This window comes from Mitsuaria sp. CC2 (assembly GCF_048957715.1).
GTDB lineage: Bacteria > Pseudomonadota > Gammaproteobacteria > Burkholderiales > Burkholderiaceae_C > Roseateles.
Map to the genome: position 1 here is coordinate 357,503 of NZ_JARVXN010000013.1, position 12,578 is coordinate 370,080.

12 protein-coding genes are annotated in these 12,578 nt (G+C 69.6%); 9 read left to right on the forward strand and 3 right to left on the reverse strand.

What is annotated here, in order from left to right; translation table 11 throughout:
* Positions 1–314: 314 nt before the first annotated feature.
* The gene (locus PV762_RS09290) at positions 315–1,946 is read right to left on the reverse strand and encodes a gamma-glutamyltransferase family protein (protein WP_421034738.1); all 1,632 of its coding nucleotides are present in this window, start codon (positions 1,944–1,946) and stop codon (positions 315–317) included.
* A 186-nt stretch (positions 1,947–2,132) separates the two neighbouring features.
* Between PV762_RS09290 and PV762_RS09295 the strand changes: the two genes are divergently transcribed.
* A complete protein-coding gene (locus PV762_RS09295; protein ID WP_421034739.1) occupies positions 2,133–2,405 on the forward strand; it encodes a hypothetical protein in 273 nt (90 codons plus the stop codon).
* Between the two features lie 113 nt (positions 2,406–2,518).
* Here PV762_RS09295 and PV762_RS09300 read toward each other — a convergent pair whose 3' ends face one another.
* A complete protein-coding gene (locus tag PV762_RS09300; RefSeq protein ID WP_421034740.1) occupies positions 2,519–2,755 on the reverse strand; it encodes a (2Fe-2S)-binding protein in 237 nt (78 codons plus the stop codon).
* Between the two features lie 214 nt (positions 2,756–2,969).
* Positions 2,970–3,446: a bacterioferritin gene (gene bfr, locus PV762_RS09305; RefSeq protein WP_421034741.1), complete on the reverse strand. Its 477-nt coding sequence runs from the start codon at positions 3,444–3,446 to the stop codon at positions 2,970–2,972.
* Between the two features lie 222 nt (positions 3,447–3,668).
* On the opposite strand from bfr, the gene hemP reads away from it, so the two are divergent.
* The 8 genes from hemP (at position 3,669) to PV762_RS09345 (ending at position 12,364) form a co-directional block, all read left to right on the forward strand.
* Positions 3,669–3,893 carry a hemin uptake protein HemP gene (gene hemP / locus PV762_RS09310; protein WP_067277199.1) on the forward strand — a complete coding sequence of 75 codons (225 nt, stop codon included), beginning with the start codon at positions 3,669–3,671 and terminating at the stop codon, positions 3,891–3,893.
* A 179-nt stretch (positions 3,894–4,072) separates the two neighbouring features.
* Positions 4,073–6,313, forward strand: a complete 2,241-nt coding sequence (locus PV762_RS09315; RefSeq protein ID WP_421034742.1) for a TonB-dependent hemoglobin/transferrin/lactoferrin family receptor — start codon at positions 4,073–4,075, stop codon at positions 6,311–6,313.
* Between the two features lie 16 nt (positions 6,314–6,329).
* Entirely contained in the window at positions 6,330–7,427 is a 1,098-nt protein-coding gene (locus PV762_RS09320; protein ID WP_421034743.1) for a hemin-degrading factor, read from the forward strand.
* The gene (locus PV762_RS09325) at positions 7,421–8,284 is read left to right on the forward strand and encodes a heme/hemin ABC transporter substrate-binding protein (RefSeq protein ID WP_421034744.1); all 864 of its coding nucleotides are present in this window, start codon (positions 7,421–7,423) and stop codon (positions 8,282–8,284) included. Before PV762_RS09320 ends, PV762_RS09325 begins: the two co-directional genes overlap by 7 nt.
* Positions 8,281–9,354, forward strand: a complete 1,074-nt coding sequence (locus PV762_RS09330) for a FecCD family ABC transporter permease (RefSeq protein ID WP_421034745.1) — start codon at positions 8,281–8,283, stop codon at positions 9,352–9,354. The genes PV762_RS09325 and PV762_RS09330 overlap by 4 nt, the downstream gene beginning before the upstream one ends.
* Positions 9,354–10,142, forward strand: a complete 789-nt coding sequence (locus PV762_RS09335) for an ATP-binding cassette domain-containing protein (RefSeq protein ID WP_421034746.1) — start codon at positions 9,354–9,356, stop codon at positions 10,140–10,142. The genes PV762_RS09330 and PV762_RS09335 overlap by 1 nt, the downstream gene beginning before the upstream one ends.
* On the forward strand, positions 10,139–10,867 hold the full coding sequence (locus PV762_RS09340; RefSeq protein ID WP_421034747.1) for an energy transducer TonB: 729 nt from the start codon (positions 10,139–10,141) through the stop codon (positions 10,865–10,867). The genes PV762_RS09335 and PV762_RS09340 overlap by 4 nt, the downstream gene beginning before the upstream one ends.
* 12 nt (positions 10,868–10,879) lie before the next feature.
* Complete coding sequence (locus PV762_RS09345; protein ID WP_421034748.1) at positions 10,880–12,364, forward strand: DUF2325 domain-containing protein; 1,485 nt, start codon at positions 10,880–10,882, stop codon at positions 12,362–12,364.
* Positions 12,365–12,578: the final 214 nt, after the last annotated feature.

Below are 12,578 nucleotides of genomic sequence, written 5' to 3' on the forward strand. Positions count from 1 at the left end.
TCGTGCGCCGGGTGCGGACCGGGCGAGCGGGACGCCGTCAGCGTCGCGGTCGCAGAAAGCCAAGGACCTGTCGGGCCGGCCCGGTCGGGGCGATGGGGGCCGGCGAGCGCCGTGAGGACGCTACGGTCGTCGCGCCCAGCCGGACTGACCGAGCGCGCGCACCGACGCCAGGGCGTCGTTTTTGGTGCGGTCTAGCAGCTTGGTCATGCGTCGGCTCCGATCGTGGATCGTGGCGTGAGAGCTTCCGGGGAGGAAGAAGGCGTCGATGCTATCAGCGCCCCGGCGTCATCGACAAGTGAGGAAAGGCAGGGGACTCACCATCCGGCGGCCGCGCCGTCCCGGCGCGGATCGCTCGCCGCGACGTAGCCCTCCACCGCCGGATCGCCGAGACGCCAGATGAACTGGCCCGCGCCGAAGTCCTGGTAGCTGTCGTTGATCTCCGCGATCTGATGGCCCAGCGCGCGCAGCCCGGCGACGGCTTCGGGATTCATCGTCGACTCGACGTTGATCGACAGCCCCACGTTGTAGCGCCAGCGCGGCGCGTCGCAGGCGGCCTGCGGATGCTGCCGGTGATCGACCATGCGGACCAGCGTCTGCAGGTGGCCCTGCGGCTGCATGTTCGCACCCATGACGCCGTAGCTCATCTGCGGCTGCCCGTCCTTCATCAGAAAGGCCGGGATGATGGTGTGGAACGGCCGCTTGCCCGGCGCGACGACGTTGGCGTGTCCCGCCTCGCGCGTGAAGCCGTGACCGCGGTTCTGCAGCGACAGGCCGTAGCCCGGCACCACGACGCCCGAGCCGAAGCCGTGATAGTTGCTCTGGATGAAGCTGACCATCATGCCGTTCTCGTCGGCGGCGGTCAGATAGATGGTGCCGCCCTTGACCGGATTGCCGGCCTGGAAGTCTTGGGCCTTGCGGCGGTCGATCAGCTTCGCGCGCCCGGCCAGGTAGCCGGGATCCAGCAGCTCCGCGGCCTGGACCTTCATCGTCCGCGCGTCGCTGACGTAGCGGTAGGTGTCGGCGAAGGCCAGCTTCATCGCCTCGATCTGCAGGTGATGCGACTCGGCGCTGTCCACCGGCAGCGACGCGATGTCGAACTGCTTGAGGATGCCCAGCGCGATCAGCGCCGCGATGCCCTGCCCGTTCGGCGGGATCTCGTGCAGCGTGTGGCCCGCGTAGTCCATCGAGATCGTGTCCACCCATTCCGGCGCATAGGCGGCGAAGTCGGCGGCGGTGATCGCGCCGCCGGTCTCGCGCGCGAAGGCCGCCGTGGCCTCGGCGATCTCGCCGCGGTAGAAGGCCTCGCCGTTCGTCTCCGCGATCAGACGCAGCGTGCGCGCGGCCGCGGCGAAGCGGAACACCTCGCCCACCTCCGGCGCCCGGCCCTTGGGCAGGAAGGCCTCGGCAAAGCCCGGCTGCGACACGAGGTCCTCGACCTTCGACGCCAGCCGCCACTTGCCCTGCACGACCACCGGCACGGCGTAGCCGCGCTCGGCGATCTCGATCGCGGGCGCCATCAGATCGGCGAAAGGCAGTTTGCCGTAGCGCTTGCTCAAGGCGACCCAGCCGCCCACCGCACCCGGCACGGTCACGGCGTCCCAGCCGCGCAGCGGGAGCGAGGAACCCGCGCCGTACTTGCGATCGAAGTACTCGGGCGTCCACGCTTGCGGAGACAGGCCGGAGGCGTTCAGTCCCTGCAGCGTCTTGCCGTCCCACACGATCGCGAAGGCATCCGACCCCAGACCGTTACTGCAAGGCTCCAGCAGCGTCATGCAGGCCGCGGTCGCGATCGCGGCATCCACCGCGTTGCCGCCCTGCCCGAGGATGCGCAGGCCCGCCTGCGCGGCCTGCGGATGCGAGGTCGACACGACGTTGCGCGCGAAGACCGGGCTGCGTCGGCTCGCGTAGCCGGTGGTCCAGTCGAAGGCGTGGTGGGGGGCGGTCATCGCTGTCTCCTGAAGGGGTGCGCGGCATCTTGCCCGATGCCCTGCCCGTGCGACAGCGCGCAAGACCTGACGCGTGAAGGACCCGTGCGGATTGCGTAACCCATTGCAAAGCAGCGTCGGGCTGTCAACACAAGGTGTCGCCGCGTCGTTGTCTGCTCACCTTGTTCAACCCGCTGGAGAAACCAGATGCAAGCCTTCAAGACCATCAAGACCCTGGCCCTGATCCCCGCCCTGCTGATTGCCGGCGCCGCGATGGCCCAAGGCACCGCCACCCCGGCAGCGCCCACGACGCAAGCCGCTCCGGCAGCGACCGCAGCCCCGGCGTCCGACGCCAAGGCCGAGCACAAGGGCGGCAAGCATCACAAGGCGGCCGGCGACAAGACCGCCGCGCACAAGGCCGGCCACAAGAAGGCCGACAAGGCTGAGAAGCCGGCCGAAGGCGCTTCCGCCGCCAAGTAATCGGCGCGGAAGTGGGGGCGCCACGGGCGTCTCCACGCCCCAAAAAAAAACGCAGCACCGGGCGACCGGTCTGCGGTTTTTTTCGTCCGGCCGTCATGCCGGAAGCGGCGCGCTCAGGCGGCCAGTTGCGCGATCGGGATGACGCGCGGGCTGCTGGCGCAGGTGACGCCGTGGGAAGCGGCGCAGTGGCGCAGCGCTTCGTTGAACACGTCGCGCGCGCAGTCGTGGCAGCTGCCGCAGGCGGAGGCCACCTGCGTCTCGTCCTGGAGCACCTCGAAGTTGTGCACGCCGTCGGCGACGTTGCGACGGATGTCGCGGTCGGAAACTCGGTGGCAGAGGCAGACGATCATGGCGGCGGCGAGTCAGGAAAAACCTGGGATGGCCGTGATACTAGCGCAAACGCGAATCCCTCTCAATTAGATTGCAGAAGCCCTTCGGCGCGTCCGACAACTGTCAGTGAACAACGACACAGCGCCGGTCTCGTCATCAAGACGAAAAAAAGCCCCGCTGGGCGGGGCTGGGGTTCCTGGCGGCGGCTGGGGTCCCGGGAGGGCGGGCTGGCGATCAGCTGGCTTCGCCCATCTGGCTTTGCAGCCAATTCTGCTCGCCGATCTGTCCGATCAGTTCGATCTGGGTTTCCAGATGGTCGATGTGCTCTTCGGTGTCGGCGAGGATCTCCTCGAGGACCTCGCGGGAGATGTAGTCGCGCACGCTCTCGCAATAGGCGATGGCTTCCTTCAGCAGCGGATGGCTGCCCATCTCGATCTTCAGGTCGCAGTGCTGGGCCTCGACGGCGTTCTCGCCGATGTAGAGCTTGCCCAGGTCCTGCAGGTTCGGCAGGCCTTCCAGCAGCAGGATGCGATCCATCAGCTTGTCGGCATGCTTCATCTCCTCGATGGACTCGGCGTACTCGTGCTTGGCCAGGCGCTCCAGGCCCCAGCTCTTGTACATCTTGTAGTGCAGGAAGTACTGGTTGATCGCGGTCAGCTCGTTCTTCAGCTGCGCGTTCAGATACTCGATGACCTTGGCGTCGCCCTTCATGTTCTTCTCCTGGGAATTCGGTCGGATGGGGCGCATTGTCCTCATCCCTACGTCGAATGGGGACAAGACCCGCCGCCCGCGCTCTGCATGCGAAGTATTCGCAGCCTGTTTCCGTCGTCCGCCCGGGTTGTCCCCCCCGTCCCAGCGGCGTTCGATCAAGAAAAAAGCAATCATCGCGATTCTTGGTTGATATTGCGAATCGTTCTCATTAAGATGCTTCGCATGAATGCCCACCACCACCCCCATCTCGAAGCCCTGCAAGCCGTTGCGCTGGACAGCGCACGCGTCGCCGCAGGTTCGCCGCGCGAAGCGGTTCCGCTCGTTCAGCGCCGCCGCATCAGCAGCCAGGCGCTGATGGGCAACGATCGCGAGGTCGAGATCGAACACGCCGGCTCGCTCTACCGGCTGCGCGTGACCTCGCTGGGCAAGCTCATCCTGACCAAGTGATCCGCTGAGCGGCGCGGCCGGCCGAGGACCGGTCCGCCCGCTCGCGATCCCCGTCCCAGTCTCCGTCTCCGTTTCCCCTTCCGCCCTCTCTGCCGGCCGTCCGCGAGGACCGCCTGCCCGCACCAGCCCGCGTCGTGCCAGCCCGTGCGAGATCCAAGAACTACAAGGATTTCGTCACCATGCCACTGCGCCCGACGCCCGTCGCGCTCGCCCTGTCGTTGGCTTTCCCGCTGGTGTTCGCGCCAGCCTTCGCCCAGACCCAGCCGGCCTCCACGACCACCTCGACCGCCGCGAAGACCGCGACCGCCGAGGCCCCCCAGCCACTCGGTGAACTGACCGTCTCCGCGACCCGCACCGAACGCTCGGTCGACGCGGTGCCCAACACGGTCACCGTGAAGAACCGCAAGCAGCTCGATCGCCGCGACGCGCGCGATTTGAAGGACCTGCTGTCCGACGAGGTCGATCTCTCGGTCAAGGCCATGACGCCGCGCTTCACGGCGGCGGGCGCCTCCACGGGCCGCTCGGGCAACGAAGGCATCAACATCCGCGGCCTGGAAGGCAACCGCGTGCTGATGATGGTGGACGGCATCCGCCTGCCGCAGAGCTTCGCCTTCGGCGCGTTCGCGAGCGGCCGGGCCGACTTCGTCGACCTCAACAGCCTGGTCAGCGCCGAGGTGCTGCGTGGCCCGACGTCCACCTCCTACGGCGGCGACGGCCTGGCCGGCGCGCTGAGCCTGCGCACGCTGTCGCCGGAGGACCTGCTGGTGAACGGCAAGACCTTCGCCGGCTTCGCCAAGCTGACCGGCCTGAGCGCCGACGACTCCAAGCGGGCCAGCGCCGCCGTCGCCTTCGGCGCGGAGGACTGGAGCAGCCTGGTGCAGGCGACAGTCCAGCGCGGTCACGAGACCAAGAACGAGGGCGGCAACGACGCGCCCAACGCCACGCGTACCACGCCCAATCCGACCGACGTCGAAACCCGCAGCGTGATGGCCAAGCTCGGTTATCGCGTGAACGCGAACCACCGCCTGATGGGCACGCTCGAGTACCGCGAGCGCAAGGTCGACACCGACGTGCTGACGGCCGTGACCGCGCCGCCGGCGACCGGCACGCTGCCGGGGACGGCGGTGCTGGGGCTGGTCGCGCACGACAAGCTGGAGCGCACGCGGGTCTCGCTGGCGCACCGCTACGAGGACCTCAACGCCGCGTGGCTGCAGCAGGCGACCACGCACGTCTACGTGCAGGACAGCGAGACGCGCCAGTTCGCCGCCGAGGACCGCAACACCTCGCCCGACCGCACGCGCCTGGGCACCTACAAGGAACGCGTGATCGGCGTGAGCTCGCAGGCGCAGACGCAGCTCGCGAACCAGCGCCTGAGCTACGGCGTCGACCTCAGCCGCAACACGATCGACGGCGTGCGCGACGGCACCGTGCCTCCGGCCGGGGAGACCTTCCCGAGCAAGGCCTTCCCCGACACGAAGTACACCTTGGCCGGCGCCTTCGTGCAGGACGAGATCGAGGCGGGCGACTTCACGCTCATTCCCGCGCTGCGCTTCGAGCACTACAAGCTGTCGCCCAAGCAGAACGGCTACACCGGCCAGATCGTCTCGCTGTCGGACCAGGCGGTGACGCCGCGGATCGGCCTGATCTGGCGCGCGACACCCGTCGTCCAGCCCTACGTCAACTGGGCGCAAGGCTTCCGCGCCCCGACGCCGGACCAGGTCAACAACGGCTTCACCAACCCGATCCAGGGCTACCAGAGCATCGGCAACCCCGACCTGAAGGCGGAACACGCCAACAGCTGGGAACTGGGCCTGCGCGGCAAGCTGATGGAGACGCTGCGCTGGCAGCTGAGCGCCTACGACAACCGCTACCGCGACTTCATCTCGCAGGAGATGGTGCGCGGCTCCTTCACGCCCAACGATCCGGCGATCTTCCAGTACGTCAACCTGAGCCAGGCCCGCATCAAGGGCGTGGAAGCGCGTGTCGTCTGGGACATCTCCTCGAGCTTCAACGTCAACGCGTCGGTGGCGAAGTCGCGCGGCCACAGCATCGAGAACGGCGTCGAGACGCCGCTGGACAGCGTGCAGCCGTTGCGCGGCAAGGTCGGCGCGCGCTACGAGTCCGGCCCCTGGGGCGTCGAAGCCACCTGGCTGCACAGCTCGGGCAAGAAGCCGTCGGACGTCAGCACGGCCGGCCAGTTCACGCCGAAGAAGTACGACGTCGTGGACCTCGGCGGCGCCTACCGCTTCGACAAGACCTTCTCGTTCTCGGCCTACGTCACCAACCTCTTCGACAAGAAATACTGGCGTTGGGGCGACGTGACCGGCATCAGCGCGGCCACGCCTGCGGCGCTGGCCACGATCGACAGCTACACCGCCACCGGCCGCGCCTTCCAGGTGACCCTGCGCGCCGATTTCTGACCAGGAGTTGTTCCCCATGCATGCCAGCTTCACCGCTTTGCGACAGGCCTTCGCCACGGCGCGCCAGGAACGCAAGGCGCGCCACCGCGACATCGCCAGCGACCTGCGCATCTCCGAGGGCGCGCTGCTGGCCGCGCACGTCGGCCCGTTCGCCGACGACGAGTCCCCGCTGCGCGCGCGTCGCCTGCGCGCGGCGTGGCAGGACCTGATCGCCGCGCTGGAGCCGCTGGGCCCGGTCATGGCGCTGACCCGCAACGAGTCCTGCGTGCACGAGAAGGTCGGCGTCTACACCGCCGTCAGCGCGATGGGGCCGCAGCGCCAGATGGGCCTGGTGCTGGGCGGCGCGATCGACCTGCGCGTCTTCTACAGCCACTGGCGCCACGGCTTCGCCGTCGCCGAACGGCTGTCCGACGGCGCGGTGCAGCGCAGCCTCCAGTTCTTCGACGCCGCCGGCCAGGCCATCCACAAGGTCTTCGTGAAGCCGGAGAGCGATCTCGCCGCCTACGAGGCCTTGGTGGCGCGCTTCCTGGCGGATGACCAGCAGCCCGGCTTCGAGCCCGGCGATGCGTGGCAGGAGCCGGCGGAAGTGTCGGACGCGCACATCGATGTCGCGGCCTTCCGCGGAGAGTGGGCGTCGCTGCGCGACACGCACGATTTCTTCGGTCTGCTCAAGCGTCACGGCCTGACTCGCACGCAGGCGCTGCGCCTGGCCGAACCGCGTTTCGCGCAGCCGCTGGCGCTGTCCAGCGCGCAGGAGCTGCTGAGCCGCGCCGCGCAGGAGAACGTGTCGATCATGGTCTTCGTCGGCAACCCCGGGATGATCCAGATCCACAGCGGTCCGGTGAACAAGGTCGCGATGATGGGACCGTGGATCAACGTACTGGATCCGGGCTTCAACCTGCACCTGCGCGAAGACCATATCGCTTCGGCCTGGCTGGTGCGCAAGCCGACGGTCGACGGGCTGGTGTGCTCGCTGGAGCTGTTCGACGCGCAGGGCCGCACGATCGCGATGATGTTCGGCGAACGCAAGCCCGGCCAGGCCGAGCGCTGCGACTGGCGCAACCTGCTGGAGAGCCTGGTCGAAGGCGCGCCGGCGGAGGCCGTGCCGTGCTGAGCCGCCGCCACGTCCTGTCGCTGGCGCCGGCCGCGGCGCTGCTGACGCTCGGCGGTCGGGCCTGGGCCGCGCCGCAGCGCGTCATCGCCGTCGGCGGCGCGCTGACCGAGCTGATCTACGAACTGGGCGCGCAGGGCGAGCTCGTGGGCGTGGACAGCACCTCGCTGTACCCCTCGGACGCCACCAAGCTGCCCAACGTCGGCTACGCCCGCACGCTGGCCGCCGAAGGCCTGCTGTCGCTGGCGCCGACGATGGTGGTCGCGACCGAGGAAGCCGGCCCGCCCGCCGTGCTGCGCCAGCTCGAGGCCGCCAAGGTACCGCTGCACGTGCTGCGCGCGGAGCACCGCTTCGAAGGCGTGCTCGAGCGGACGAAGGCGCTGGGCGAGCTGCTCGGTCGCCAGCGGCAGGCGACGGCCCTCTCGCAGAAGCTGCAGGCCGAATGGACCGCGAGCCGCGCCCAGGTGACGAAGCTCGCAGCCGGCCATCGCGCGCCGCGCGTGCTCTTCGTGCTGTCGAACGCGGCGAACCAGGCGCGCATCGCCGGTTCCGCCACGGCAGCCGACGCGATGATCGGCTACGCCGCCGCGACCAACGCGCTGGGCGATGCGCAGGGCTACAAGATGCTCTCGCCCGAAGCAGCGATCGCCGCGGCGCCGGACGTGATCCTCGCGACCACGCAAGGCCTCGACGCCAGCGGCGGCATCGACGGCCTGCTGAAGCTGCCGGGACTGGCGCAGACGCCGGCCGGTCAGAACCGGCGCGTGGTCGTGATGGAAACGATGGAGCTGCTCGGCTTCGGGCCACGCACGCCGAAGGCGTTGACGACACTGGCCCAGGCTCTGCATACGCCACGATGAGCTCGGTCGGATCCGCCCTGCCCTCGCCGATCACCACGGTGCCGGCACGGCGCGCGTGGTCGCGCCCGATGCTACTGACGGCGGCGCTGGTGCTGACGGTGGTCGTGGCGGTGCAGTTCGGCGCGATGCCGATCGCGGCGGCCGATTGGCTCAACGGGCCTTGGAGCGACGCGGCCAAGACCGGCGGCGCGCACGTGCTGTGGCAGCTGCGGCTGCCGCGCCTCGGGCTGACGCTCGCGGTGGGCGCGGCGCTCGGCCTCGCCGGCGCGCTCAGCCAGGCGCTGTTCCGCAATCCGATGGCCGAGCCCAGCCTGCTCGGCGTCACCAGCGGCGCGGCCGCGGCGGTGGCCCTCACCCTCACCGTCTTCGCCGGCCTGCATGCGGCGCTGCCCGCGGACGTCCGCCTGTGGCTGCTGCCGCTGGCCGGTTTCGTCGGCGCACTGGCGGTGTGCTTCTCGCTGGACCGCCTCTCGCGCTGGCTCGCGCCGGGTTCGATCGCAGCGCTGCTGCTGTGCGGCCTCGCGCTGCAGGCGATGACCTTCGCGGTCGTCGGCCTGTGCAGCTTCATCGCCAACGACGAGCAGCTGCGCGCGATCAACTTCTGGACGTTGGGATCGCTGGCCGGTGCCAACTGGATCATGGCTGCGGTGATGGCCGGCGCGCTCCTGGCGCTGGGCACGCTGGCGCTGCGTGTCGCGCCACGCCTGAATGCACTTGCGCTCGGCGAAGCGGCGGCCGCGCACGTCGGCATCGACGTCGAACATCTGCGCTGGCAGTGCATCACCATGGTGGCGCTGCTCTCGGCGCTGGCGGTGGCCTGGTGCGGCAACATCGGTTTCATCGGCCTGATGGCGCCCCATCTGGCGCGGCAGCTCGTCGGCGCGGACCAGCACCATGTGCTGCCCAACGCCATGCTCGCCGGCGCGCTGCTGCTCGTCGTCGCGGATACCCTCGCACGGACGCTGGCGGTGCCGGCGGAGATCCCCGTCGGCGTGTTCAGCGCGCTGATCGGCGCGCCGTGGTTCCTCTTCCTGCTGCGCGGCGCGGTGCGCCGCATGGGGAGCGCGTGATGGGCTCGCTGCTGACCTTGCAGGACGTGCGCGTGACGCTGGGGAATGCTGCGATCGGCCCGCTGACGCTGCGCGTCGATCCGGGCGAACGCATCGCGATCCTCGGCCCGAGCGGCGCCGGCAAATCGACGTTGCTGCGACTCATCGCGCGCGAGCTGCGTCCGGCGGCCGGCGCGCTGCATTTCGATGGACAACCGCTCGGCACGTGGTCGCTGGCGGCATTGGCGCAACGCCGCGCGGTACTGCCGCAGCAGCATGGTGTCGCCTTCGGACTGCCGGTCGAGCTCGTCGTCGCCCTCGGCCGCGTCGCACGCCAAGGCGACGGGCGCCAGGACGCGATCGTGCGCGAGGCTTTGACGCAAGCGCAGGCCGAGCACCTGCACGGTCGCCGCTTCGACACGCTGTCCGGCGGCGAACAGGCGCGCGTCCAGCTGGCGCGTGTGTTCGCGCAGGCTTGGGATGCGCGCGACGGGTTGCTGCTCGTCGACGAGCCGGTGGCCGCGCTCGATCCGGGACTGAGCGTCTCGCTGATGGCGGCGATGTCAGACTTCGCGACACAGCGTGGCCACGCGCTGGTGGCGGTGCTGCACGACCTCAACCTCGCGATGAATCATTTCGACCGGCTCTGGCTCATGAAGTCGGGCCGGCTGCTGGCCGACTGCGACGCGCTGCCGGCGACCCTGCCGCTGCTGGAACAGCTCTACGACACGCGCCTGCGGCTGCTCCGCGATGAACACGGGCTCGCGATCCTGCCGATGCTGGCGGGCGCAGTGGGAGCGCGCGCATGAGTCCTCGTTGGACCGGCTGGGCCGTGACCGGGGCGATCCACGCGGCCATGCTGCTGGCGCTGGTGAACGCCTTCGCGCCGAAGCGGCCGCCCGCGCCCGTGCCGCTGACGATCAGCGCACGTCTGGTGCCTTCGAAGCCGACATCGGAAGCGACGCCTCCGTCGTCCATTCCCATCGAATTGCCCCGCTCAGCGTTGAGCGTTCCTCCGACGCCGGACATCCCGCCGCCGCCCGTGCAGATCGAGGTCACGCCGCCGATCGCCGTCGCCGCGACGCCGCTGCGATTCGACCCTCCTGCGGCGGCTGCGCCCGATCAGGGCACGGCGGTGGCCGGCCCCGTCGCGGTCGCCGCGGTCTCGACGGCGGCAACGACGTCCTCGCCAGATCCGGCGACCGTCCCGGCACCGGCGACGACCGATGTCCCGGTCCAGATACCCGCCGACCATCGCGCCTGCAGCGCCCGGCAGATCGAGCGTCACTACCCGGGGATGCTGCGCGATCGCGGCATCGAGGGCCGGGTCGTGCTGCGCGTGAAGGTCGACGCCGACGGTCATGCGGCCGAAGTCGTCGTGGCCGGCGGCAGCGGCTGGCGCCTGCTGGACGAAGCCGCGCGTCGCGTCGCCGAATCCTGTCCTTTCGTCCCTGCCCGACGCGGCGACCAGCGACTGGTCAGCTGGGTCGAGTACCCGGTGCGCTTCGCGCTCCAGGCGTCCCCCTTGCAGTAAGGAGTCCACCCCATGTGCGACAAGCCCACCGCCCCTTCGCTCCTGAGCCTACTGGCGCGCGCCGACGCGGGCGCTTCCGGATTGCCAGGCGATTCCCCGTTGCTGGCCTCCGCCGCGAACGCGGTGACGGGCGGCGGCGTCTTCATGCAGGAGGGCGACACCGTGCCCGCCGCGGTGGCCGGTCTGCCGCTGGCGCAAGCCCTGGCACGTGGAGACTCCATCTCCTCGTCATCGTCCTCCTCGCCCTCCTCGTCCTCATCCGACGACACGCCAGTGCCGCGCGGCTCGCGCCGTCGTCGCCTGTGGGAACTGCCCGCGCAGGCGTTGTGCCCGGTGATCGGCGTGTGCCTGCCGATGCCGGTGCTGCGTCGCAAGCTGGGCAAGATGCTCGGCGGCGAGGCGCTGGCCAACGACTACGAGATGCACTGCGGCGCGATCAACGAATGCGCGCGTCGCGGGCCGATCTCCGAGATGCTTCAGAAGGAGCTGGACCAGCGCTTCTCGATCGCGCTGCGGCAGTCGTCGCAGCACAAGACGGCGGAGTCGCTGACGCGTTGGTGGAACGCCGCGCAGCAGGGCAACGACGTCGGCGGCGCGCTGTGGGGCGCGTTGACGCATGCGCGTTGCGACGCGGCGTTGCAGGAGCAGGTCCTGCGCGACATCCACATGCTGCAGCATCAGGTCGGCGCGGCGAACCGCGCGGACCTGCAGCGACTCGACGAGCTTCAGGACGAGCACGCGATCCTGACGCGCGAGCTGGCGCAGGCGCAGTCGCGCAGCACGCGCCTGCTGGCGGAGCGGGCACGCGAGCTGGAGCTGTCCCAGGCCGAATGCCTGCGCCTGCGCGGCGAGCTGCTGGCGCGCGACACGCTGGCGGCCGGGCTGCGCGAGGAGCTGCAGCAGCTGGAGGAGAGCATCCCCGGCCTGCGCCACCGCCATGAGCAGGCCAAGCACCTTCAGGCGCAACAGGACCGCATCCATCAGCTGGAACGCGCGCTGCTGACCTCGCGCCAGCAGGCCGAGCGCGAGCAACGACGGGCGGACGAATTGCAGCAGGCGCTGGCGCAATCGGAACGTCAACTGGAGCAGCACCAGACGCGGACGGCGCAGCAGTCCGAGTCGCAGCCAAACGCGGAGTCGCTGCCGTCGCTCGACGAGCGCTCGGTGCTGTGCGTCGGCGGCCGGCCGGCGGTGGTGCCGATCTATCGCCAACTGATCGAGCGAACCGGCGGACGTTTCCTGCACCATGACGGCGGCGAGGAAGACGCGGTGTCCAAGCTTGATGCCAGCCTGGCTGCAGCGGACCTCGTGATCTGCCAGACCGGCTGCATCAGCCACGACGCCTACTGGCGCGTGAAGGACCACTGCAAGCGGCACAACAAGAAGTGCGTCTACATCGAGTCGCCGAGCGCGAGCGGCATGCGCCGGGCGTTGGGTTCACTGAGTACGGAAGAGCCCGCGGAAGCAGCGCCCCTGCAAGCCGGCCAGCAAGAATGAAAACACTTGGTCGGCTGGCAACAATCTGCCAGCCTGACTACCGCTTCAGGCCGAGAGCGGAGGTTCACCGATGCCCGCTTTGCGCCACCGCGCTGAGTTCTGCTAGCTGTCGCGACTAGCCTCGGCTTGCCCGTGCGGTTCAGCCGCAGCGACCGGCCAGTTAAGCGGCCGTCCGGCTCGAACGAAGTCCAAGTATTCGTCCTGCCCGATTCCG